General features: G+C 57.5%; 19 protein-coding genes, 1 other RNA gene and 1 riboswitch. Of the genes, 8 read left to right on the top strand and 12 right to left on the bottom strand.

The window, feature by feature from the left end:
- Positions 1 to 5: 5 nt before the first annotated feature.
- Positions 6 to 2,165 carry a prolyl oligopeptidase family serine peptidase gene (locus tag E1J53_RS20705; RefSeq protein WP_134269857.1) on the bottom strand — a complete coding sequence of 720 codons (2,160 nt, stop codon included), beginning with the start codon at positions 2,163 to 2,165 and terminating at the stop codon, positions 6 to 8.
- A 264-nt stretch (positions 2,166 to 2,429) separates the two neighbouring features.
- Entirely contained in the window at positions 2,430 to 3,593 is a 1,164-nt protein-coding gene (locus E1J53_RS20700) for a serine hydrolase (protein WP_173021583.1), read from the bottom strand.
- 417 nt (positions 3,594 to 4,010) lie between these two features.
- Between E1J53_RS20700 and E1J53_RS20695 the strand changes: the two genes are divergently transcribed.
- Positions 4,011 to 4,664 (top strand): hypothetical protein, encoded by a 654-nt coding sequence (locus E1J53_RS20695; RefSeq protein ID WP_134269859.1) that lies wholly within the window; start codon positions 4,011 to 4,013, stop codon positions 4,662 to 4,664.
- A 197-nt stretch (positions 4,665 to 4,861) separates the two neighbouring features.
- On the opposite strand, the gene rnpB is transcribed toward E1J53_RS20695, so the two are convergent.
- Positions 4,862 to 5,267, bottom strand: an RNA gene (gene rnpB / locus E1J53_RS20690) — RNase P RNA component class A.
- Positions 5,268 to 5,393: 126 nt separating this feature from the next.
- Here rnpB and crtD point away from each other — a divergent pair.
- A complete protein-coding gene (gene crtD, locus E1J53_RS20685; RefSeq protein ID WP_134269860.1) occupies positions 5,394 to 6,899 on the top strand; it encodes a 1-hydroxycarotenoid 3,4-desaturase CrtD in 1,506 nt (501 codons plus the stop codon).
- 63 nt (positions 6,900 to 6,962) lie between these two features.
- Positions 6,963 to 7,643, top strand: a complete 681-nt coding sequence (locus tag E1J53_RS20680) for an OmpA family protein (protein WP_134269861.1) — start codon at positions 6,963 to 6,965, stop codon at positions 7,641 to 7,643.
- A 454-nt stretch (positions 7,644 to 8,097) separates the two neighbouring features.
- On the opposite strand, the gene E1J53_RS20675 is transcribed toward E1J53_RS20680, so the two are convergent.
- Positions 8,098 to 11,964: a M4 family metallopeptidase gene (locus E1J53_RS20675; protein ID WP_173021582.1), complete on the bottom strand. Its 3,867-nt coding sequence runs from the start codon at positions 11,962 to 11,964 to the stop codon at positions 8,098 to 8,100.
- Between the two features lie 149 nt (positions 11,965 to 12,113).
- Here E1J53_RS20675 and E1J53_RS20670 point away from each other — a divergent pair, with 149 nt between their 5' ends.
- Positions 12,114 to 12,488: a VOC family protein gene (locus E1J53_RS20670; RefSeq protein WP_134269863.1), complete on the top strand. Its 375-nt coding sequence runs from the start codon at positions 12,114 to 12,116 to the stop codon at positions 12,486 to 12,488.
- 23 nt (positions 12,489 to 12,511) lie between these two features.
- Here E1J53_RS20670 and gatA read toward each other — a convergent pair whose 3' ends face one another.
- Both gatA and E1J53_RS20660 read right to left on the bottom strand, forming a co-directional pair.
- On the bottom strand, positions 12,512 to 13,918 hold the full coding sequence (gene gatA, locus E1J53_RS20665) for an Asp-tRNA(Asn)/Glu-tRNA(Gln) amidotransferase subunit GatA (protein ID WP_134269864.1): 1,407 nt from the start codon (positions 13,916 to 13,918) through the stop codon (positions 12,512 to 12,514).
- A 71-nt stretch (positions 13,919 to 13,989) separates the two neighbouring features.
- The gene (locus E1J53_RS20660; protein ID WP_134269865.1) at positions 13,990 to 15,306 is read right to left on the bottom strand and encodes an MATE family efflux transporter; all 1,317 of its coding nucleotides are present in this window, start codon (positions 15,304 to 15,306) and stop codon (positions 13,990 to 13,992) included.
- A gap of 201 nt (positions 15,307 to 15,507) precedes the next feature.
- Here E1J53_RS20660 and E1J53_RS20655 point away from each other — a divergent pair, with 201 nt between their 5' ends.
- Together E1J53_RS20655 and E1J53_RS20650 are read left to right on the top strand one after the other, a co-directional pair.
- A complete protein-coding gene (locus E1J53_RS20655) occupies positions 15,508 to 16,092 on the top strand; it encodes a hypothetical protein (protein WP_134269866.1) in 585 nt (194 codons plus the stop codon).
- Between the two features lie 99 nt (positions 16,093 to 16,191).
- Positions 16,192 to 16,926 carry a glycoside hydrolase family 25 protein gene (locus tag E1J53_RS20650; RefSeq protein WP_253932177.1) on the top strand — a complete coding sequence of 245 codons (735 nt, stop codon included), beginning with the start codon at positions 16,192 to 16,194 and terminating at the stop codon, positions 16,924 to 16,926.
- An 18-nt stretch (positions 16,927 to 16,944) separates the two neighbouring features.
- On the opposite strand, the gene metX is transcribed toward E1J53_RS20650, so the two are convergent.
- The 4 genes from metX to E1J53_RS20630 form a co-directional block, all read right to left on the bottom strand.
- The gene (gene metX / locus E1J53_RS20645) at positions 16,945 to 18,045 is read right to left on the bottom strand and encodes a homoserine O-acetyltransferase (RefSeq protein ID WP_134269867.1); all 1,101 of its coding nucleotides are present in this window, start codon (positions 18,043 to 18,045) and stop codon (positions 16,945 to 16,947) included.
- Between the two features lie 43 nt (positions 18,046 to 18,088).
- Positions 18,089 to 18,556, bottom strand: coding sequence for a DinB family protein (locus E1J53_RS20640; protein ID WP_134269868.1), 468 nt, complete (start codon positions 18,554 to 18,556; stop codon positions 18,089 to 18,091).
- A gap of 231 nt (positions 18,557 to 18,787) precedes the next feature.
- A complete protein-coding gene (locus E1J53_RS20635; RefSeq protein ID WP_134269869.1) occupies positions 18,788 to 20,074 on the bottom strand; it encodes an O-acetylhomoserine aminocarboxypropyltransferase/cysteine synthase family protein in 1,287 nt (428 codons plus the stop codon).
- 30 nt (positions 20,075 to 20,104) lie between these two features.
- On the bottom strand, positions 20,105 to 20,623 hold the full coding sequence (locus tag E1J53_RS20630) for a hypothetical protein (RefSeq protein WP_134269870.1): 519 nt from the start codon (positions 20,621 to 20,623) through the stop codon (positions 20,105 to 20,107).
- Positions 20,624 to 20,936: 313 nt separating this feature from the next.
- Positions 20,937 to 21,049, bottom strand: a riboswitch (SAM riboswitch).
- A 242-nt stretch (positions 21,050 to 21,291) separates the two neighbouring features.
- On the opposite strand from E1J53_RS20630, the gene E1J53_RS20625 reads away from it, so the two are divergent.
- Positions 21,292 to 21,495 carry a hypothetical protein gene (locus E1J53_RS20625; RefSeq protein ID WP_134269871.1) on the top strand — a complete coding sequence of 68 codons (204 nt, stop codon included), beginning with the start codon at positions 21,292 to 21,294 and terminating at the stop codon, positions 21,493 to 21,495.
- Between the two features lie 176 nt (positions 21,496 to 21,671).
- A complete protein-coding gene (locus tag E1J53_RS20620) occupies positions 21,672 to 22,847 on the top strand; it encodes an MFS transporter (protein ID WP_134269872.1) in 1,176 nt (391 codons plus the stop codon).
- Between the two features lie 133 nt (positions 22,848 to 22,980).
- Here E1J53_RS20620 and E1J53_RS20615 read toward each other — a convergent pair whose 3' ends face one another.
- Positions 22,981 to 23,595, bottom strand: a complete 615-nt coding sequence (locus E1J53_RS20615; protein WP_134269873.1) for a hypothetical protein — start codon at positions 23,593 to 23,595, stop codon at positions 22,981 to 22,983.
- 240 nt (positions 23,596 to 23,835) lie between these two features.
- The gene (locus E1J53_RS20610) at positions 23,836 to 24,201 is read right to left on the bottom strand and encodes a DUF3244 domain-containing protein (protein ID WP_134269874.1); all 366 of its coding nucleotides are present in this window, start codon (positions 24,199 to 24,201) and stop codon (positions 23,836 to 23,838) included.
- Positions 24,202 to 24,266: the final 65 nt, after the last annotated feature.

The raw sequence follows: 24,266 nt of genomic DNA, 5'->3' as shown, positions 1-24,266 counted from the left end.
AACACCTACTCCGACGGCTCGCCCAGGTGGCGGTCAAAGTATGCGATGATCTTGCCGAATAGGTAGCGATCGTAATGTTGCTCACGGCTCCATCCGTGCGTCGCCCCCGGGGCAAAGACAAAGTCGAAGTCTTTGCCCAGTTTGATCAATTCTTCCGCCAACGTGGCCGTCGTCTTGAAGGGGACCACCTGGTCCTGGAGGCCGTGGATGAACAGGAGCTTATCCTCCAGATTCGCCGCATACTTGAGCGCCTTTCGTTCGAATATCTCCGGGTGGGTCTGTGGGCGACGGACAATGGCGACGTCGTCCGTGCCAAAGAACATCGGATCAACGGCCGCTGCGGCCGCAACCCCCACCTGGAATAAGCCCGGCTTCATCAGCAGCGAATAAACGGAGAGGGTGCCCCCGTAACTACTGCCCCAGATGCCGATGCGGTCGGGGTCAACGTAATCCAGCGACTCCAGGTACGCAACGGCACTCGCGTAGTCCTCAATGTCCTGGTCGGCAAAGCCCAGCAGGAACTCTTCCCGGAACGCCCGGCCATAACCGTTGCTGCCCCGAGAATCCACCTGCACGACAATGTATCCCTTCTTGACCAGCAGCTGCTGCACTAAGCTGTAGTTACCGGCCCAGCGGTTCCGGGCGGTATTCGAGTACACGGGGCCAAATACCACCGGATACTGCTTGCCGGGCTGCAGATTGGCGGGTTTCAGGATCCGGGCGTGCAGCGTGTAGTCATCCACCAGGCTGGGGAAACTAACGTATTCCGCAGCCGTCCAGCTGCGCTCCGTGAAGGCGGGCAGGGGCGAGTGGGTGACGCGCGTAGCGTCACCTCCCTCACTGGTGACTACGTAAAGCTCGGGTGGGGAGGTGTCGTTGCTGTGCAGGAACGCCAGGTGCCGGCCATCCGGTGAGGGGTAGCCAAGGTTGCGGCCCGGAAGGTTTGTCACTCGCTCGGGGGCGCCATCGGACATACGCAGTCGATACACGTGTTGCTCGTACGGATTAACGCCGTTACCGGCATAGAACAGGGCATCCCCAGCAATGCTGGGGGTGGATAGCACATCGTAGGACGAATCCGTCAGGAGCCGCGGACGATCCCGCGACGGTGAGGCATCGATCTTGTACAGGCCGTAGCGATCCCCCATGTCGCTTAGGAAAACGACGTGCTGCCCGTCCGGATGCCAGGCAGACCCGAAGGAGGTGTACATACGGCTTTCCCGCACCCCTCGCCAAATCTCCCGCAGCCGGCCGTCGCCGGGAGCAACGACGAACAACTTACGGTCCACCGCCGTGTCGGATGCGGTATCCACCAGCAGGGCACCGTCCGGTGACCAGTTGAAGTCAATGACCTGGTTGGACTGCGGGTCGGGCAAATCGAGGAACGTTACGGCACCACTCGCTACGTCGAGCAGGCCAACCCTACGGATCTCGTTGGGGTCGCCCGGGTAACCCCGGCGTACCTCGTTGGGATTGGTTTCGTCTGCTAGGTAATCCGGGAACGGCACCTTGCGCATCTCGCGTCGGTCCACGGCGTGGAAAGCGATGGTCTTGCCGTCCGGCGACCACTTGTAGGTGGGCCCACTCCAGATGCCCGGACCGATCTCCCGTTCCGGTCGGCTGTAGCGCCCCTTCCGTAAGCTCGATAAACTGGCGATACCGATCTCGGTGAGCTGGCGATTCTGTTTGGAGGTAAGGTTAGCGAGCCACAGGTCACCGTCCCGGATATACGCCACCTGGTTGCCAGTTGGCGATACCGACAGGTTATGGGCACCTCCTTCGACGGGCATAAACTGGAGGTCGTCTCCCCGGTTCAGCGACGTTTGCCATAGGTGGTTGCCGCGCAGGCTGACGATGGTGTTCGCGTTGGTCCAGGCCATATCCCGCACGGCTCCGGATGCCGGATCGGAAAGGAGGCGTACTTCCTTTCCGTTGCTGGTGGATACCCAGAGGCCACGCCCAGGTTTTCCTGGTTCACTCCAGGAAAAGGCGAAGTGCTCGCCGTTCGGTGCCCACGCGGGCCGGGACGGGCTGGTGCCCGTCAGCTTCGGCGTGGCGAACAGGTCATCAAGCGTGAGATCACCTTCCTGTGCGGTAACGGTTGCGGAAAGCGCCATCAGTATCCCCGCCACTACCCAGGTTTGCCAAAAAGAAATCTGTTGCATTGGTTTGCTTTAGTAACTGTCTGGCAAAGTAATCATATCCTGCTCAAATAGCGTTTTTGGCAGTGGGGAGGGTGTTCGCTGGAGGTCTTCTAAATCGGATTTTTGGTTTTTTCGTGACGTCTTTTTAGTAGAACGGTCTCGGCTATGAACAGTTGCTTGGGTTACCACAGACTTGGCACGTATACGACAAGCTGAAAATTCAAGCTGAATTTTCAGGATAAGCCTGTAATGGCAATTGTTTATAGCCATTGATGTGGCACGTTTTTATTTAAATCTATTATATAATTCTTTAATAATATAAAATGTATTATCGACATTTGCATTTTGAAAAACAATTACTCCCAATTTATCTTTTTTATTAATGTACATTCTGGTGCTAACTCCAGGGTCTGAACCACCGTGATACCAGGTTGGATATAGACTTGGACTTTGAAACCAACATAATCCTTGGTCTTTATCTACATTAATTTCTTCAGAGAGCTGAGGACTCATCATAAATTCAATAGTTTCTTTTTTGAGAATACGCTTGCCTTTGTAAATCCCTCCATTCATGTAGGCTGTTGCAAACTTTGCTAAATCAAGTACCGATGTTCTAACTAATCCATCTGGATAATTCCAAAAACTATATTGGCAGTAAGGGTTGTAGTATGGAAGTTTACTATTTTGAGGTTCAGTCAAATTTTCCTGTAGAGGGCCTAAATATAAATACGAGGTCGCCAATCTGTTGGCATCAACTTCATTCAAGAAATATCCTGAATTACTCATTTCTAATGGTTCAAAAATTTTTACTTTTACGTATTCATTAAATGGAACACCTGAAATTTCTTCGACAATTAATCCTAGTAGGCCAAATCCAACATTTGAGTACTCTCTGAAAGATGCAGGTTCTTTATTGTGAAAATTATCAATTTCATTATAATATTCTCCATCGGTGTCAAAATAATTAAATAACCAATCTTTTAATTCTTTCTTTGGGTCTCCACATTGATAACCAACTTTTAATGAGCTTCCATCGGCTATTGAAGAGGTGTGAGTTAGAAGTTGTTTAATCGTTATAGGTGTATTTGGGAAATTAGGATTTGTTACACTGAAATCTAGATAGTTATTGACATCGGCATCCAATTTTAAAAGCCCCTTTTCCCAAAGTTGCATTATTGCAGTTGCTGTTATTGTTTTTGAAATGGAAGCGATATTAAGTATAGACTCAGAAGTCATTTTTTTTTCGTCCTCAATGTTGGCATAGCCATAACCATTATGCCAAACTATGCTATCCCCTTTGATGACGCAAGCTGCAATTCCGGGAACATGAAATCTCTCAGCCTGATTATTGATAAAATCATTCAAAGAATCTAAGCTTTGATCTTGGCCTAATAAAAGGTTAGTTAAACCGATGAAAAATATAAAATTGGTAAGAATTAGTTTTTTCATAACGTATTTTAGATGTGCCACAACGGTAAGGTGTATCTGCATTACGCCTGCACCAACGGTCTCTCTTGCTTGAAGAGGCTGGAATTGTAACAACGCAACGTAGTCCCCCTAAAAATAGGATAAAAACCACGGTGTACGACCGCATGGGTGAAATTGACGTCCTTACGAATAATACATCGCTAACCACGGCACTCAATCACGGTCATCGCCTCCCGTCAATCGGTACGGATTCCACTACTTCCTTCTCCTCAGCCTTCGCCTCCTCCCCCCCCGCACTCCTCGTCGGACGCGTTTGATCGCCCCCGGCGATCCCCTCGTCCGTCGAGTCGAGTGCCACGCAAGCCTCCATACCGACTCCTAAATCCTCGATCCTAAGACCTAAATCCTCCGCTTCTTACCTTTGCGCAAATTTCAGTTATGCTCGCAACTAAAGTGCTCGCCGCCGGCATCACCCACCTGACGGATGCCCGCTACTTTGCGGCCTGGGAGGTCGACTTCCTGGCCTTCCCCATCGGAGACGGGACGGGAGAAAACATCACCTGGACCTACCTAAACGCCATGCGGGAATGGGTGGAAGGACCGGCCATCGTGGCGGAGTTGGGGAGCATCACCGACGGCGCGGCCTGGGCCGCGCAACTCACCGAGCACCGGGTAAATATGGCGCTACTGGACCACACGGCACCTGCGTCCGCGCAACGTGATCTTCGTGCGGCGGGAATTGAACTGATCGCGCACGTGAAGGTGGAAGGCTATCAGGACGCGGAAACGGTGCGGGAAGCGATGGAGGACATGCCGGAAGCGCAGTACGTGGTGCTGGATTTTGCCCACGGCGGCATCACCTGGGAGGACCTGGAGGAGGGGCAGCCCCTCTCTCTGCCGGAACTGGAAGCGCTTGCGCAAGGACGGTCGGTGCTACTCCAAATCGACCTCGGCGACCGTGATCCGAAGGCCGTCAACGCGGCCTATTCCATTGCCGGCTTCGCCGTCCGCGGGAGCAGTGAAGAAAAGGTCGGCTACAAAAGCTTCGACGATTTGGACGGGCTTTTCGAGGGGCTGGAAGTTTTTGAGTAGTCAGATCCGTTCCCCGCACCTCGAAGCGTGCGCAGCGCCTTTGGGTGTGCTACCGGTCCTATTAAACATTGCATCACACCTGTAAGACTTCTCGCAAGTACACCCCCGGAAAAGGCTTGCTCCGCAAGCCGGTCGTAACGGCCACCCAAAACGGCGACGGCCCGCCAACTCCGGGAGGGAGCCGACGGGCCGTCATCAAAACAAGTGCGTTCCGGTAAGCCGGGTTCTGTCGTCCCGACGGAGTCGGGAGCTCCACCATTTATCCAGGCCGACCGTTACCGATCGGCTCGATCTACCTACCCGTATTGCTGGAGTGGCGAGCGGGCCGCCCGCGTTCCGCCCGAAGGCGGAAGGCAATACTGTTTGGTATTTCAACCCACGGGGTTTACCCCCGAATCGTATTACTACGAAACGGCGTGCGCTCTTACCGCACGTTTTCACCCTTACCCACGGCCAGGCCGGGGCGGTATAGCTTTCTGTGGCACTTTCCGTATCCTTCCCGTTGGAAGAACCCCGGCCGTTAGCCGGCGTGGCGCCCTGCGTTGCCCGGACTTTCCTCTTGCGGTCACCGAAGTACCGCAAGCGGTGGAGTGGACGTACTTGCGCGGGGAAAACACCCCGTCCGCCCATAAAGTTGCCCAGTGAAAGGGAGGGAATACGGACCAAAAGCTGACCGGAAACCGCAACAAATTGCCGGGAGCCAGTCTTTCCTATGGACAAAGCAATTGGATGAAAACCGCAATCATTGGTGCCGGAATCGCCGGCCTGGCCGCCGCCGTACGCTTAGCCGCCGACGGCCACCGGGTAGAAGTTTTCGAGGCCAACGACGGGCCGGGCGGTAAGCTGAGCCAGTTCAGTTTGCCGGGAGGCTACCGCTTCGACTTCGGTCCCTCCCTGTTCACCATGCCCCAGTACGTCGACGAACTCTTCTCGCTGGCCGGGGAAGACCCCAAGGAGCATTTTCACTACGTCCGCCTGCCCGAGGTCTGCCGCTACTGGTGGGCGGACGGCACCCGCTTTACCGCCCCCGCCACTACGGAAGCTCTGGCGACCGGGGCCGCGGCCACCTTCGGCGTTCCCCGGGAGCGCATCGCCGACTTTATGGACGAGGCCGCCCGCAAGTACGAACTCACCGGAAGGACCTTCCTGGAGAAAAGCCTTCACCAGATGGATACCTGGCTGGACCCCAAAGTGGCCGCCGCGATGCTCCGGATTCCCGGTCTGGACCTCCTCAACAGCATGCACGAGGTACACGCCCGGGACCTGGGCCACCCCAAACTGGTGCAGCTCTTCGACCGCTTTGCCACCTACAATGGCTCAAATCCCTACAAGGCACCGGGCCTGCTGTCCATGATCCCCCACTTTGAACACCACTTCGGGGCCTACCTCCCCGAAGGCGGGATGTTCGACATCAGCAAGAGCATCCACGCGCTCGGCGAGCGCCTCGGCGTAACCTACCACTTCGGACGGCGGGTGGACGAAATCCTCCGCGAAGGCGGACGGGTTACCGGGGTGCGCGTGGACGGAGAAGACCTTCCCTTTGATCTGGTCGTTTGCAACATGGACGTCTGGCTGGCCTACGAGCGGTTGCTGCCCGGGGCCCGCCAACCCCGGCGGACCCTCAACCAGCAAAAAAGTACCAGCGCGGTGATCTTCTACTGGGGAATGGCCGATAGCTTCCCCGAACTGGGCCTCCATAACATCTTCTTCAGCCAGGATTACGCCCGGGAATTTGCGGAACTGGAAGCGGGCCGCCTGAGCGACGACGTGACGACCTACGTCAACATCAGCTCCAAGCTCGTGGCCGAAGATGCTCCGGCCGGTCACGAAAACTGGTTCGTGATGGTCAATGCGCCGGCGGACGTCGGACAGGACTGGCCGCAAATCACGGCCGGTCTACGGCAACGGGTGATTGATCAGCTCGACCGGGCGGGCCTGGCCCGCCGACTATCCCCCGCGGCCACGTCGATCGGGGAGTTGATCGCCGCCGAGCGGATCATTACTCCGCCGGACATCGAAAAACTGACCGGCTCCCACCAGGGTGCGCTCTACGGCACCAGCAGCAACAATCCCATGGCGGCCTTCCTGCGTCACCCCAATTTCAGTCGGCGGATCGGTGGCCTCTACTTCCTTGGGGGCAGCGTTCATCCCGGGGGAGGGGTGCCCCTTTGCCTGCTGTCGGCAAAGATTACGGCGGAGTTGATTGCGAAACGCGAGGAAAAAATCGTTGTGTGAGTTTTGAACCTTAACAAACCTGTGAGCTGAATTCCGGGTTACGGAGGAAATAACCCAAGGAACATGCAAACCTTCAAAAATTATTTCCTGGTCTTCCTGGTGGCCATTTCACTGCCCTTTGCACAGGGCTGTAATACCAGCAAAGCCGTTAAGGGCGGCGCCATTGGCGGTGCCGTGGGCGGCGTCGTCGGCGGTGCCATCGGCAAGAAAAGCGGTGACGGTACCAAGGGAGTCATCATCGGCTCCGTAATCGGCGGTACCGCCGGTGCCATCATCGGTAAGTACATGGACAAACAGGCCGAAGAAATCGAGCAAATCCCCGGAGCAGAAGTAGAACGCGTCGGGGAAGGCATTATGGTCACCTTCGACAGTGGTGTACTGTTCGGTTTCGACAGCTACCAGCTTACTGACGCCAGTAAGGCTGAAGTCCGCAGAATGGCGGAAATCTTCCAGCGTTATCCGGAAACGGACATTCTGGTGGACGGCCATACCGACAGCAAGGGCGCCGAAGATTACAACCAGCGCCTGAGTGAACAACGGGCCGCGGCGGTGTCCGATTACCTCGTCGTTCAGGGGATTACCCGCAGCCGCATCCAGACAGTTGGTCACGGAGAAATGCAGCCCGTGGCCACCAACGAAACGGAGGCTGGCAGAGCCCAGAACCGTCGGGTGGAAATTGCCATTACGGCCAACGAAGAACTCCAGGAGAAAGCGGAGAACGGTACCCTGACCGTACCCGAATAAACCAACGAAATTCATCCTGATTACCCGAGCGGCGATTTGTCAAAATCGCCGCTTTTTTATTGCGTTATACCGGAGGAAATTGATGCATGCCGGGCTGCCATGGCGGGGCGGGTCAGTTGTCTGGAAAAGAAGATGCCCCCGCAAAAAACGGAGGTGATCGGGAATAGTAAGACTGATTATGGAACAGGAAGGTAGCGGCAGGAAATTTCCTGCTGCTACCGTTTGCCCTACGGAACAACCGCGATTCCCCCGGAATCGCTGATCACCCGTCGCGGTGCATGCAGCATTTGCGGGTAGGGCCAGGCTCCGGGGTGACGGAAATTTTGGTGCCGTTGTCATAAAAAAAGCCCGCAACCAAAGCTGGTTGCGGGCACCCAATAAATCGAAATCTGGATACAAGGAATGAAGCTGTGCTATGATAGTTTACGATGCTTGAATTCCCAGCGATTGAGCATCATTGCTTCAGTACCCTACGCGTAATTGTGCTACCGTCCCGCAGCGGGACACGCACCAGATAGATGCCGTTGGGCAACTGCTCGATTCTCAGGGTTTGTTGGCTACGTAAGGCCTGGCTAATGACCACCTTTCCGTTGACGTCCATCACCTGGAGTAGGTCGGAGGAGGAAATATCTTCCTCCGAGACACGGACGTTAAGCAGGTCCTGCGTCGGGTTGGGGTAAAGGCTGATCGTGGCGCCGCTGGCCACGGTGCTCACTTGCTGAATGTCCGTCGGATGGGTGGCCCCGTCGAAGTCTTTCTGCAGCAGTCGGTAATAGTAGGTTTCTCCCCGCACGATGTCGGCATCCGTGAACTGATACGTAGTTCCTTCGGGGAAGTCTTTCTCCGGTTGAATCCAGCCGATGTCGCGGAATCCGTCGGTTGGGGTGCTGGACCGCTGAACGACGAAACCTTCGTTGTCACGCTCCTGGGAGGTAGCCCAGTTCAGTTGGTTATGATCCCCCTCGTTTTGTGCGTAGAAGCTGCTGAAGAGGACGGGTAAGGAGGAATCTTCCATGCCCAGGGAGAAAAATTCGTCTCCGGAACGCACGGAGGTGAAGATGGCCACCCCGCCCTCAATGTCGTCCATGAGGGTGAACTCAGCCTCGCGGCGGCGGTCGGACCCGGTGGCGCAAACGTAGGACCGGCTGCTGTAGGCGACCACGTCCTCCATTGACTGCCCACTCGAGTTTTCGAAACCAGTAGCTTCCGCGTCGCTGACGTACCAGGTGATTTCCAGTGGTTTGTTGTTGGACCTTCTTTCTGGCACAATCCGGAAGGTCTTATCCAGGAATACACCGCCCGAACAACGGTTCTTACCCGTACCGGAAGTCACGATTTGTACGGAAGTACACCCGAAGTCATGGTTGCTCAGGTTGGTGATTTTGGCAATCGTTTCGGTGCCGGAAGCATCCAGGAAATAGATGGTTTCCTGCGGGCCAAGGGGCTCCTCCGTGGCCATGGTCTGGGTGGCGATACCCGGATGGCTGGCGTTGAGGTTTACGTTTTCGAAGGAAAAACTATAGGCCGATCCCACCAGTGGGTCGTTGCGCCAGCGCCACCCGAGGTAAAACTGGGTGCCCTGGAGGTAGTCGGGGAGCACTTCATTAAAGGAACCGGAGGCGACGGTCGCCAGTATGCTGACGAAGGCATCGTATTCCGGGAAATCTTCCCAGGTCTCTCCGTCGAAGGAGTACGCCAGGTTACCGTAGTCCAGCGGCACGGCGGTTACCCCGCCATCCACCGAGACGTCGGTGGGTACGTCAGTTTCTCCACCGGCTCGCCAGTCGAAGGACAGCTGCAGGCTGTGCATCCCACGAGCGTCAATTTTGGGTGAGGCCAGAATGACGTCAACGGATACTTGCTCGTTACCGTCGTAGGTAGGCGTCGCTCCGCCCGCGGCGGTAATGCCGATTTGTGCGCCATTGGCCACCGATGCAAACCAGCTGTTGGCGCCACCGCTCTGGGTAACCACCGACCAACCGGGAGGAAGACTGGAGGCCCGCATGGTGTGGTTCAGCAGGCTCTCGGCGGGACTGCCCACGGAAAGATCGGTGTCGTTATCGATGATGGTCAGCCGGTGGGTTGGTCCGCCGGGAAGACTCAGCGTAATGGTCTCGTCGCCCTCGATGCTGGCGTCGTCGTAGACCAGTACCTGGAAGTTGTGGACGCCGAAGCCCGCGCTCCCGGTAGAGAAAAACTTGTTGAGGACGTCGTAATCCTCGCCTTCGGTGGCGTTGCCGCCGAGGGATACCTGTCCGCTGCCCACTACGGCCGCTTCCACGGTAATTATCTTACCCGCATCGCAATCGTTGCTGGACATCACCAGTTCGCTGGTGAAGGACTTGCGTTCGGTAAAGGAAGCCACCTGGGCGCAACTGAAGGCTTCACCCACGCCAACGGCGAACCAGGCATCGGTCAAGACTCTTTCGTAGGTGCCACATTGTCCACCACCGGCTTCCGTCATGTTACGGACGAAGGCAATGGAGGCCGCCCGTGCCTCGGCAAAGGTGGCGTTGGGCGTGAGCAGCAATTCCGTACCGTAGGCAATGCGTTCGGAAACTTCGAACCCAAGCCCGTTGACCGCGTAGTTGTCGCCCAGGTCGTTGGTGCCGGCGTCGCCCGCGGTGATGATGTAGTACCATTTGTTAAGAACGCCACTGTTGGTGTGAACGCCACACTGGTCGTTGGCGAGGTTGGGGCTACAGTCCTGGTCCACCCAGTTGGCGCCCCCGTAGGTGTCGGGGTCTCCGGCCCTGCCGGGTTCGTCCATGTAGCGCAGGGCCCTCCATCCGTTATCCGGATACTGAATGCCGCCGTCGCGCTCGTCAATTTGTTCGCCGATGCCCCAGGGGTTCATGATCGCTCCCAGGGAAGGATCAACCGCCCGGGCGACGTAGGCTTCGATGGCCGCACCCCAGATGTCGCTGAAGCCTTCGTTCATGGCGCCGGATTCGTTGGCGTACACCAGATCCGCCGTGAAGGTGCAAATGGCGTGGCCGATCTCGTGGCCGCACACGTCCAGGCTCATCAGGGGCGCAAAGGTGCCGTCGGGGTTAGCCCCTCCCTGGTAACTGCCGTCACCGTAGGTCATGGCGGTACCGTTCCAGAAAGCGTTGTCGTAAGCTACCCCGTAGTGGAGGAAGCTCTTGATAGCGATGCCGTTATCGTCGTAGCTGTTTCTTCCGTGGACGTCTAGCCAGTAGTCGTACACCACCTGAGTGCCCCAGTGGGCGTCCCAGGCGATGTCGTCGTTTTCGGCCTCGTTGATGGTGCCTCCGCGGCGGTGTTCGCTCAGGCTCCAGTTCAGGTCGTCGTCCGTGAAGGCCTTGCCCTGAGCGTACAGCAAAGGGAGCGAAAGCGGTACGCCGCCCACGCCGTTGAGGTCGTAGGTCTCCAGTCCGTCACCGCGCGTATCGTCGCGGAGTACGTACAGCGGCCCCGCGGCGGGGGCGTTGGTGCGGCTGTCCAGCAGGGGCAGTCCGTTATGGGGGTCCGTGCCGCTGGTCTCCAGGTCGACCATGATGGTACGCGGACCGGCGTACCGTGTCTGCACGTTCACGGGCTCGGAGGCGTGCTTGATGATCCGGTCCTTGAGCATGATTTTTCCGGAATGAGCGTTGACGTAAATCCAGGCGCGGCTGAGGGGAGCACTGGCGTAGACGTTGAATTTCCAGGCCAGATCGGGATCGGCTTCCGGGGTGTCGTAATCGTCAACGATCGTCAGTTCACCGCCGGGTTGGACGGCCCGAAGCTCTTCGTCAATCTGCTTTACGAGATCCAGAGACCAAACGTACCGGACGTAGTCCTGGTCAATCTGTTCCCAGGCGTAGGTCGTGGCGCCCACGTAGTTCAGGGCGATCTTCAGCGCCGCAGCCCTGGTGAGCGTCGGCTTCGTGCGCAGGTTGTTCGGCAGGTCGTAGTGCTCGGCGGCAATGACCCGCGGACCCGCCGGTCCACTGAGTACGTTGTACCGCTCGTGTTCAACCGGAATACCCCGGTGAATGCGCTGGTACTTGTTGACCGCAAAGCCCCGGGCCGGCTGGGTGGTGGAGAGGGGGCTAACCGCGTCTACCCCCGCCTTCAGGCCGTAGTAGCGCTGCACCAGCACGGGGGCAACGTTGGCGTTTTGCTGGGATTTGGGCAGGTCCCCCAGTTCAATGATGGAAGCAGTGCTGCGTGCGGGGTTGAGGGAAACCGCGTTAACTTCCTGGAAACGCTCGGGAAGTTGGTTAAGGTCAGTTTTTTGGGCCGTGAGGCTGGTGGTGGAAAGGGTGAAGAAGAGGGAGCAAGTCAGAATGAGCAAGCGTATGGGTGATACCATGGAATTTGGTTTTAATGGTTGTATGCACCACCACATACGTCAGCTAGCCGACAATCGGATTCACGTATTTTGAAAAAATCTAAATACTCCGAATATTCTTCTTTGCTGAGGCTCGATTGCCTCATGAAATTGTACAATTCCCCGGAAGTATGAAGCATCTGGAAAACACCACTGATTTACGCACCTTTCTCCCCGCCAAAGACTTTGCGCTCTCGCGAGAATTCTACGCCGAGCTGGGGGCCAAAGAGCTGTGGTCCTCCAACGATATGGTCCTTTTTCGCCTGGGGCAGTCCACTTTTTACCTCCAGGATTACTACGTGAAGGACTGGGCCGAAAACCTGATGATGTTTCTCATGGTCCCGGAACTGGACGCTTTCTGGGAGGAGCTCCGGGCGCTCGATCTGCCCAGTCGGTATGCCGGCGTGCGTTGGAAAGCGCCCACGGACTACGACTGGGGCTTACGGGAAATTCACCTGATTGATCCGGCCGGTACCCTGTGGCACTTCGCCAAAGATATCGGGTAGGGGAACGGTTCGGGTTTGGGGAGCTACGACCGGATGAAGTCCAGCAGGTCCTGCTCCCGCCAGTGGTCGGCCATGAGCTGATAGCCCACCGGGAGTTGATCGATCTCCCCGGTCGGGACGGCTACGGCGGGTAGGCCCGCCAGGTTGGCGATGACCGTGTAGATGTCGGCCAGGTAGTTGGCCACGGGATCATCAACCTGCTCGCCGACCAGCCAGGGCAGGCTCGGGCTGACGGGCATGAGGATGAAGTCGTGTTCGGCCAGGATGTTCCGCAGCTGGTCCCGAATCAGCCGGCGTGCCCGCTGGGCCTGCCCGTAGTAGGCGTCGTAGTAACCGCTGCTGAGTACGAAGGTCCCGAGCAGGATTCGCCGCTGAACTTCCGTGCCGAAACCCTCACTCCGGCTTTTGGTGTAGGTATCCTGCAGGTCGCGGGCCTCGGGGCTGCGGTAGCCGTAGCGCATCCCGTCAAACCGGCTGAGGTTGCTGCTGGCCTCCGCCGTGGTGAGCACGTAGTAGGTCGGCACCACGTAGTCGAAGTAGTCGAAGGTGACCGCCGTTACTTCGTGGCCTTCGTTGCGAAATTCATCCAGGGCGTTTTGGGCGACGGCGCGCAGGTGCGGGGCCAGCCCGTCGGAGGCCATGACTTCGGGGAAGTAGGCAATCTTTTTCTTCTCTCCGCTGGCGGGAGGCCGGGAGTAGGGTGGGACGATTTTATTGGGGGCCGTGCCGTCGTACGGGTCAGCACCGGCGGAAATTTCCAGGGCCAGGGCGATGTCCGCCGGGTCGTGGGCGAGAAAACCGATCTGGTCAAAACTGGAGCCGTAGGCGATCAGCCCGTGCCGGCTGATCCTGCCGTAGGTGGGCTTGAAGCCGTAGAGTCCGCAGAAGGAGGCCGGCTGCCGCACCGAGCCCCCGGTGCTGGAGCCAAGGGCCAGCAAACAGGTGCCCGCCTGCACGGATACGGCGGCCCCGCCGGAGCTGCCGCCCGGCACCCGGGCGGGGTCGGCGGCGTTGCGGGTCGGGCCGTAGTGGCTGTTCTCGTTGCCGGAACCCATGGCAAATTCATCACAGTTGGTACGGCCGATGACGATGGCGTCTTCGGCCAGCAGCCGCTCCAGGCAGGTAGCGGTGTAGGGGGAAACGAAGCCCTCCAGGATGCGGGACCCGGCGCTTACCCCGTGTCCGGCGTAACAGATCACGTCCTTGATGCTGATTACGACTCCGGCCAAACGACCTAGCTGGGCACCTGCGCTCCGCGCCTCATCCTGCCTTGCCGCTTCCGCCAGGGCTTCCTCGTCAAATACTTCCACGTAGACATTGAGGTGCCGCTGCGCCTCGATGGCCCGGAGGTATCCGCGGACCAGATCGACCGTCGTCATTTTTCCCGAATCGAGGGCTTCCCGGGTGGCGGCTATGGATTTTGGCAACATGCGGTAAAGGTAGATTAGCCCACCGGAAATCTGGTGGCGGGCGAATAATATTTGGCCCTTTTTTACGGAATCTACACCCGCCCCGTCCGCATCCACCACCACTGCATCCCCGCCCGGTAAACCATGAAAAGCAGCAGGCTGACCCACAGCCCCCAGTTGCCGTAGAACTGTCCGAAGGCGTAGTAGGTCAGCAGGTAGGCGGCAAAGGCCAGGATCATGGTTTGCCGCATCGCCTTTGCTGCCGTCAGCCCCACGTAGATGCCGTCAAACAGGTAACAGGGCGTGGCCAGAATGCAGAAGGCAATCACCAGCGGCAGGTACCGCAGGGCGGCGGCCAGGGTGTCCTCGGCGGTGTTTTCGGGGGCAAATAACTGCAGCAGGGCCGTGTCGCCAAAGTAGTAGATCAGGGCATACAGGACGGCCAGTCCCATCCCCCAGTAAAACACCAGCCGGATGGCCCGCCGCAGGGCCGCGGGATTGCCCGCACCGTGGTATTTACCCACCAGGCTTTCCGCCGCAAAGGCGAAACCATCCACGCCGTAGCTGAGCCAGTTGACGAGCTGAAGCAGGATGACGTTGGCCGCCACGACGGCCGTGCTGACGTCCAGCGCGTTGGCCCGGTTGTAGAAAAAAACGAAACTCAGTGTGAGGCAGACGGTGCGGATGAAGATGTCCCGGTTGATGTGGAAAAAGTCCTTTAGTGAGGTAACCGTTGCGGCTTCCGCATCCGGTCGCAGGGCGGCCCGGATTGTTTTTAGGGAGATTCCGTAGCGCGTAGCCAGCAGGACCCCCAAAGCGCAGGTGAGCCCCAGGTACTGCGCCGCTACCGTCCCCCAGGCCACCCCCTTGATGCCCCAGTCCAGTTCGGTGACCAGGTAATAGCTCATCGCCATATTGCCCAGGTTGATGATCAGGGTCAGGACCAGCGGGACGACCGCATTCTGCCGCCCGAAGAACCACCCGAACAGTACCATGAGCAATAGGGCGGCCGGGGCGGCCAGGAGCCGGGTGTAGAAGTATTCGTCGACCATCATGATCTGGTCGGCCCGCAGGTTGAGCAGCCAGTGGGTGAGCTCGGCGAAGGGGTACTGAAAAACCAGGAGCAGGAATGAAATTCCCAGCGCCAGCAAAGCCGCCCGCCCGAGGGCCGCGGCCTGGCCGCGGGCGTCTTCCCGGCCGTAGGCCTGGGCGGTCAGACCCGTAGTGCTCATGCGCAAAAAACCAAAATTCCAGTAGACGAAATTGAAGGCCATGCTACCCAATCCGACGGCCGCAATGTGGGCGCCGCTGAGTTGCCCCATCAGAATGGTATCGAAACTGGACAGTAACGGGACCGAAATGTTGCTGAGGATGTTGGGAACGGCCAGCCGGAGGATTTCTCGGTTCATGGGGGGAGGGGGAGGATTGAGGAGCTAGGATTGAGGATCCAGGACGCAGGAATCAAGAGTGCCTAAAATAGCTTGCCCTCAACCTCAATCCTAAATCCTTCCGCCTTAATCCTATTTTTTAAGACATCTTTATCAACCCTTCCCTGGCCTGCGGCTTTCTTTTGTACGACCTTTGGTGTGAACAAGAAAATAACCCGGACCATGAAAACGAATTCCCTTACCCTGTTACTCCTTCTTGTCGTCGGGCTGCTGAGCTGGACGGGCTGCGAAGACGACGATCCGATCCGCCCGGATCAGTTAAGCTACGATGGGCCCAATTTCACCTCCCCGCAGATTGTGCCGGGAACCACCGTATTTGCGGCTTACTTCCCCCCGAGCGAAACCGAGCCCTTCGTGGGCCGGCTGCTGGACCGGGTCAGCTTTGACCTGATCCGCGTCCCCAACAGCACCAGTGTGGTGATTTATGAGGAAGGCGCCTCGGCCAACGCCCCCGGTAACGAAATTTACCGGGTGGACCTCAGTGGCCGCATCAACAACGTCGGAGAAATCGTTCACCGCCTGCCGAGTCCCATCGAAATTACGCAGGATGGCATCTGGATTGGCGTGGAAGTGGTCGTGGACGATATCGTCCAGTCCGTAGGCTGCGACCAGGGAGAGAACTATAATCCCAATGGTGACCGTATCCTTACCCCGGAAGATCCTTCCGGCTGGACGAACTTCAACGCGCTGCGTTCACCCGAGCGGGTCAACTGGAACATTCGTGGTATCCTGGCGGACGAAGAATAGCTTCGCCAAAGTGGGATAGTCGTCGGGGATTGGACATCAACGATTAGGCGTGAAACCGTATCTTGCGGCCAACGTCCCCCATAAAGACCAGATTTCTACTTGCGCGCTCCGTTTCACATACTTCTCCTGCTGATGGTCCTGTGCGTGACCACCGCCTGCGGGCCCGATTTCCGGGACCCCGGCGAAGTATTTGAGGTGCGGGGAGTGGACGTGAGTCACTATCAGGGCGTCATTGACTGGGAAGCCCTGGCTAAAGACAATCACCATTTCTCCTTCATCAAGGCTACGGAAGGTCGCGAACTTCGGGACAAGGCCTTTGCAGCCAACTGGTCCTCGGCGGGCCAGTGGGGATTCTGCCGGGGTGCCTACCATTTTTTCCGACCCGAGGTACCCGCCTCCATTCAGGCCAGGCACTTTTTTGACGTAGTGGAGTTAGAAGTTGGTGACTTACCTCCGGTACTGGACGTGGAAGAACGGGGCCGCCTTTCCCCGGCGGATCTGGTCACCTCGGTGAAGCAGTGGCTCAAGATGGCCGAACTGCACTACGGCGTCAAGCCCATTCTTTATACCGGTCAGAATTTCTACAATCGCTACCTGGCCGGTCAGTTCGACGAGTACCCGCTGTGGATTGCCCGCTACGACGCCGAAGAACCCGTAACCGTTTGCGGCCGGGATTACCAGTTCTGGCAGTATACGGATGAGGGGCAGCTACCGGGTGTCGTTGGCGACGTCGACCGTAACGTTTTCTACGGCACGCGGATCGACCTGGCGCTGCTCTGCATTCCGCCACGGTCGGCCAACCCGGTGGATGATCTGGCTAAGTTTGGGGAGTAGGCCGGGCTCCCCTATGGCCTACACCTCTTCCGACCCCGGAAGGGCAAACGACCGTCCGCCCAGTCCGTCGGTAAAGGCCCGTCTGGTGGCTTCGTTGATGGTGAGCTGATCGGCGAGGAAGTCGGCCAGCAGCCGACCAATGGTGGGCGTCTCCACCAGGAAGCCATCGTGTCCGTAATCCGACTGCATGACGTCCAGTCGGCTGTTGGGAATGTAACGGCTGAGGAGAGACTGCTCTTCGGTGGGGAAAAGTAAGTCGGTGTCAATACTGATGATCAGGGTGGGGCAGCTGATGGTGGCCAGCGCTTCCTCTTTGCTGCCGCGGCCCCGACCGAGATTATGGGTGTCCATACCCCGGGAAAGCGAGTAGTAGCAGGTGGGGTCAAAGCGCTTCCAAAGCTTGTACCCCTGGTACCGCTGGTAGCTACTGGCCCGGAAATCGTCGGTGGTGCTTTCGGAAGGTTCCTGCTGGGTGTCTGCGTAGGTCCGGTAGTGGCGGTACGACAGGATGGCGATCGCCCGGGCGGCTTCCAGTCCGGCGCGCCCCGCCTCGGGATGATCGGTGCCCAGGGTGGGGTCCGCCCGCAGGGCCATTCGTTGCGATTCGTTGAAGGCTACTCCAAAGGGAGAGTGCTTGGCGTTGGTGGCCAGGGCACAGAGCAGGTCAAAACGATTGGGTTGCAGGCAGGCCCATTCCAGTGCACACTGCCCACCCATGCTTCCGCCCATCAGGAGGCGGATGGCGCGAATGCCCAGATAATCTGCGACGAGGGAAAAGAATCTGGCCTGGTCGCGGGTCGTAATCAGGGGGAAGTCCAGCCCGTAGGCTCGCCCGGTCGCGGGATTAAGATCAAGGGGGCCGGTACTGCCGTAACTGCTGCCGAGCATATTGACGCAGACGATGAAGTACCGATCGGGGTCAATGGTGAACCCCCGGCCCACGAGGCCGGGCCACCAGTCCTCGGCGTCGCTGTTGGCCGTCAGGGCGTGACAGATCCAGATCACGTTATTACGTTCCTCGTTAAGCCTGCCGTAGGTATGGTAGGCGGCCCGGAGCGCGGGAAGCGCTTGGCCCGATTCCAACGTAAAGGGATGATCGATGTAGAGGTATTTGGTCAAGGGGGCAACGAAAATTTAGCGTTGTGGGGAATAAAAAACGGAATTACTGTTCCGCCCTGGTCTTAAGGATGGCGGCAATCAGGTTGATCTGTCCGAGATGGTAGATGTCGTGGTGTACCCCACCTTCCAGGAGGTCGACATTGGTGTAGTCATAGTCCGGATGAAGTTTATCCTGCAGGGTGGAGTAATCAAATTTGTCCAGGCCTTCCCGGATCAGTTGAGCGGCCTCCTGAAAGGCCTTGATGTACTCGTCCCGGGTTTTTCCGGAGGGCGTCGGCCAGTCCTGCGGACTGTTAAGCTCGATTTTCTCCCGGGGAATTCCGTTGAGGCGTTTACCTAGATCGTGCCTCCAGGCCAGCATGTGCTCCAGTAACTCGGCAATCGACCGGTGACCCACTTGCTCGTGAAAATGTTCCTCGGGAATCCGCTCCAGGCTCTCCTCTATACCGGAACCGAAAAAGGGCATTTCGCGGTGAATGAGGTCGTATAAATGGTGGAAGTAATCATTCATGGGAGGGGGTTCTGGTTCGTTAGTTTTTTAGTCTGTTAGTCTGTTAGTCTGTTAGTTTTTTAGTTCGTTGGTCGTTTAGTCTGTTGGTTTATTAGTTCGTTATTATGTGGGGCTAACCGGTGGCCGGGGTAGCCGAACCGGCTAGCCACAACAAATTTCGCAGTGGAGGACCAAATGCTAACTTCAGTCATTCAGTCATTCAGTCATTCAATCCTTCAGTCCTTCAATCCATTAAATCAGGGCGAGGGCCTGGTCGAGGTCCGCTTTGATGTCTTCGATGTGCTCGATGCCGACGCTGATCCTCAGGGCGGTAGGCAAGACCCCGGCGGCCTTTTGCTCCGCCTCTGAAAGCTGCTGATGCGTAGTGGCGGAGGGCTGGATGATGAGCGTCTTGGCGTCGCCGACGTTGGCCAGGTGACTGATGAGCTTTAGGTTGTCCACTACCTTGGTGGCGTCTTCCTTGCTGCCCTTGACGGTGAAGCTCAGTACGCCGCCGAAGCCGTTTTGCAGATATTTCTTGGCGTTTTCGTGGCCGGGGTGCCCGGGTAGGCCGGCGTAGCTGACTTCGTCAACCTTATCGTGGGCGGCCAGCCATTCCGCCAGTGCCTGGGCGTTGTCTACGGTACGTTGTACCCGGAGACTTAGGGTCTCGAGGCCCTGAACGTGCAACCAGGCATTGAAGGGACTGGCGGCGGGGCCGAAGTCCCGGAGGCCTTCCACCCGGGCGCGGATGGCGAAGGCGATGTTGCCGAAGGGGCCATCTTTACCGAAGACGTCGTTGAATACCAGGCCGTGATATCCCGGGCTGGGATCGGTAAACTGGGGGTATTTCCCGTTGCCGAAATCATAGGTTCCCGCGTCGACGATTACGCCGCCGATACTAGTCCCGTGGCCGCCGATCCACTTGGTGGCGGACTGCACCACGATGTTAGCACCGTGCTCAATGGGCCGGCAAAGGTACCCGCAGGCCCCGAAGGTATTGTCCACGATCAGGGGGAGGTCACGCTCTTTGGCCAGCGCACTTAGTCCGGCAAAATCGGGCACCAGGAAGCTGGGGTTGGGCAGCGTTTCGGTGTAAATGGCCTTGGTGTTTTCGTCGATCAGCTTCGCAAAGTCAGCCGGATCGGTACTCGCGGCAAAGCGCACCTCAATGCCGATGCGCTTGAAGGCAACCTTAAACTGGTTGTAGGTGCCGCCGTAGAGGTTGGCACTGGAAACAATGTTGTCTCCCGCCTGGGCGAGGTTGTTGATGGCCAGGAACTGGGCGGCCTGTCCCGAAGCGGTGGCCAGGGCCATTACGCCTCCTTCCAGGGCCGCCACCCGCTTTTCGAAGGCGTCCGTGGTGGGGTTCATGATCCGGGTATAGATATTACCGAATTCCTGAAGGGCAAAAAGTTTGGCACCGTGTTCGCTGTCGCGGAAGGTGAAACTGGTCGTTTGGTAGAGGGGGAGCGCACGGCTGCGGGTGGTCTCGTCGACCTCCTGACCGGCGTGTAATTGCAAGGTTTCAAAACGCATTGGGGGAATATTTAAATTGTTAGTAATGGGTTATGAGAGGAAGGTGAGCAGCTTTTCAGCGCGCCGCCTCACGGATTTTCGGGGTTCTTTCAGTCGTTCCTTTAGCCGGGGAAGCAACCAGGCCCTGAGTTCGGGCTGGTGCACGGACCACTCGGCCAGCGTCTGCAGGCTGTGATTCTGTACGATCCAGTCATCACAACTTTCCAGGTTGTGCTGCAGGATTGAGGTAGCCCGAGCCAGTTGCCTGGGCGTCAGATCAGTAGTGTAGCACTGAAAAAGCTGCGCCAGCGTCCATTTGGTGGAGGCTTGCTCGATCTGACTGACGTCGTCTAGTAGGCCCTGCAGGTAGGGTAGGAGTAGCGGCCGGTTAGCCTGTGCAATCCGTTTCATGGCGTTGGAAACCCGCAGCCGCACGACTTCATCTTCGCTGAAGTAACACCGGTATAGGGCTTCCAGCCGGTCCGGATGTTGCAGTACCTCCTCGACCACCTCAATCGTGTTGCCCAATGAATTGGGGTGCCCTCCGCTGAGACGTTTTTCGTAGTTCATGGGAGTCGTTTTCGTTGAAAACCGCTGGTCTTGCCCGTTCCCGCTGTGGTTTTCCGGAAATGAGTACAGATGTACGAAAGGGGAAAGAGGGTGAAGCGGGCGACGCCGCGCGGGGTGCCGCGTAGATTCCAGACAGCCGACAACAAGCCGAGCGCTGTAGGAAGCACACGGAGCCTTTCCAGTGGCATTAAACCAGTGGACAAAACCAACAAGCGAGTGGTAGATTCGGACCATGCTGCGCTACAATCGACCCCCCGCAAACGGGGTAGGGGATAGCGCAAAAAGAGATGGAGGAGAAATCATGGGCAGTACGATTTTATATTTTCCCGAAAAATTTCGGGACAGGATTTGGCACCTTTTCTCCCAGCGGGAGAGTGGTTGCCAGGGTTTCGTAGAGCCTGGTCTCTCCACCCTTCGTTATAAAATCACTCCGTCGGTCCGGAATGAGGGGCAAAGTTATGGCGCCCAGCCGGACCAGACAAATGATGAATCTTTCATGTAATTTTACTTGATAGTAAAGCTATCATGTTTAAAAGTTATGCTATCTTTGTGCCGTCGCACAGGAATCAGTTGATGAATGTGCGGAATTAGTGCATTAGACTTGTTGTGGTGGGCCTCTGGTCCCGTACCGTGGCCCGCTGCCACAAGTCCCCTAAACGGACCCCAACATGAAAACCAGTAACCTCGTTCCCTTCTTCCGGGCTTTTTGCCTCATCCTCGCCGGAGTATTTCTGAAGATTCAGCAATCTGACCCCACTTCCTCCAACGGTACCCTGACCATCGTCTGCATTGTGGTAGCGCTGGCCGCGCTGGCCCTTTTTGCCCGTGACCAGGCCTCCGTGAGTAAGGACCGCTCTCGCTTAGACGCCTAGCCCGCTGGAGCAAACTGTGGCAAGGGTAACCCCGTCGTTCCTGCTACCGGGAATCGCCCTTGATACTAGCGAAACACCCCTTCGCCCCGGACATCGGTTGTGCCGCCTGACGCGAGCAAGCGGATTGCGGTCAACCGGATGACTCACGGGGCCGATGGCCTCCGTAACTTTGCGGTATGCCCCTCCAGTTTCGTCTTTCGGTACTGCTCTTTCTTCAGTTTTTTGTCTGGTCTTCCTGGTTAATCAACCTGGGGACCTACATGCTGCAGAGTCTGGACTTCTCCGGCCGGCAGGTGGGTATGATTTACGCCACCAACGCCATCGCCGCCACCATCACCCCGCCACTGATGGGCTTACTGGCGGACCGGCTCTTTAGTGCCGATCGCCTGATGGTTCTCCTGAATATTCTGGGGGGTGGCGCACTCATTGGTTGTTACTTTACTACCTCCTTCCTGCCCTTTTACACGCTGATGCTGGTGTATAACCTTTGCTTTATTCCCACCTTCAGTCTGGCGGCTTCCCTCTGTTTTCACCACCTTCCGGAGCCCAGCCGCCAGTACCCGGCCATCCGGGTGTGGGGCACGGTCTCGTTCATGATGATGGGCCTGCTGCTGAGTTACTTTCGGGTAGAAAACTCTCCCTATCCGCTGCTGGCGGGCGGCATCACGAGCGTACTGCTCGGCTTCTATTGCCTTACCTTGCCCCATACTCCGCCGCAGCCGGGCTTTAACTGGGCGGCGGTGAAGGGGGAGAATGTTCAGAAAATTTTCCGAGAGCGGGGCATGGTCATCCTGCTGCTGGCGATGCTCGCCAGCTGCGTGCCCTCCTCTTTCTACTACAGCTTCCTCAATCCCTTCCTCAACGAAGTAGGGTGGCCGGCCGCGGCGGCAAAAATGGCGCTGGGACAGTTCCTGGAAATCTGGATCGTACTCCTCCTACCCTGGTGCTTCCACACACTACGGTTTCGTACCATCCTGTTCTGGGGGCTCATGGCCTGGGGGCTGCGCTATTTCGCCTTTGGTATCGGTCGGCCCGGTTACTACGAGTGGCTGCTGTACGCCGGCATCGCCGTTCAGGGCTTCGCCTTCGCCTGGATCATCATTGCCGCCCAGATTTACGTGGACAACCGGGTGCCTTCCTACCTGCGCAGTACGGCCCAGGGGCTGATTTCCTTCGCCAACCTGGGGGTAGGCGCCTTTCTGGGCAACTGGATTGCCGGAGAGGTGGTCAACGCGAACCTCGTGGCGGCGGGCCAGCACGACTGGTGGTCCATCTGGCTGGTGCCCGGCACGGTCGGGGTGCTGGCCGCCCTGTTCTTTTGGGGCTTTTTCCCGAAGGACGGGAAATTGTAAATGATCGCTGGCCCCCGGGATTATGTCGCCATTTTTTTCGGTCGAGCTTGATGAATTGATACGGCTACACGTCGCTTTTACCCATCGACCCGGCACCCGCGGTGACCGCCCAACTACTTAAACTCACCAACCGTCACCGGGCCTCCCACCGGAAAGATTCCATGATGGTGAAAATGTCTTCCTTCACGTAATCGATGACCGGCGCGAGTGAATCCGGTTGAATGGTCGTGTCGAAATACAGCGCTCCCCGCAAGAAGTGGTTGGTGGAATCGGTCAGGAAAAACTGAAACGGACTGGCGGCGGGACCCGCAATGTCAAAGGCGATGCCGTGGACGTCGTTTTCCTCCCGGTGAATGACGATTTCCTCAATGTCACTGGCCCGGGAATTGTGCACCCCCACGAGTTCAAAGGCCTGGTCCCGCAGCTCCTCCCACTGAGCGTAAGAGGTCACGGGATAGTAGGAAAAATGGATTTTCCCGTTCAGGGCCGGATCCAGTTTCAGGTCGAACCAGCAGGAATCCGGCGGGGCTTCGTCGAAGAACAACTCCTCCCGCACCATCTGGGCGCTCACCGGAGCGTTGAAGGTGAAGTCACAGTATTCGCTGCTTACCGGCCGGTAGTCGCGGTCCGGGTACATGATCCGGGGGTAGGAACGGGGCTTGGGAACGGGCGGAACGTCTCCGTCGCAGCCCGTGCCGCAAAGGGCGAGGCAAACCAGCAGAAAGATAGTGGGAAGGGAAAACCGCATAGAGGGGAATGAATCTTACTGTTAAGAGCATGCTTGGATGTTGGCCAGATGACCAAAATTCAAGCATGCTCTAATTAATCGTTCCCCGACCGGGAATAGTTTGTGGCGGCGGGAAAAACCGCTGCTTGGGGCAAAAAAAAACGCGCCGGATAATTCCGGCGCGGAGATAATGCTTAAGAACTGGAATAAACTAGAATGCTCTTAAAACCGGTTGTGCCCCGGCAGGAGCCGTGGGGCCGGTTATTTCCATTCACTGCACATCACCCCGTGATCGGCAATCAGGATCACTTGTTGGCGTACGGTGTTGTTCTTGGTTACGGAAAGGAGGTAACGCCCCTTGGGGAGCTTGTTGAGGTTCAGGTTGTAACTGTACCCGTTGTGGTTGCGAACGATGTCGGAATACACCACCTTTTCCTGATCCAGATTTTCCAGTTTCAGGGTGGTGCGGGTTTTTTCCAGGTTGGCCAGGGTGATCTCCAGTCCGTCGGTCACCAGGTAGGAACGAACGATTAGTGGTTCCTGAGGATCTTCGACGGGAGTGTTGGCCGCGGCGTTAGTGGAAAACAGGCAAAACAACAGGCATAAAGTGAACAAAGAGGTTTTCATGGTACTTGGGTTACTGGGTTGGCAATCAGGCGGTTCTTGTGTGTAATACGGTTGAAAGACGAGGG

This window comes from Lewinella sp. W8 (genome assembly GCF_004375085.3).
GTDB lineage: Bacteria > Bacteroidota > Bacteroidia > Chitinophagales > Saprospiraceae > Neolewinella.
The sequence above is the reverse complement of the archived record's forward strand: the minus strand, read 5'-3'. Positions and strand labels throughout refer to the sequence as shown.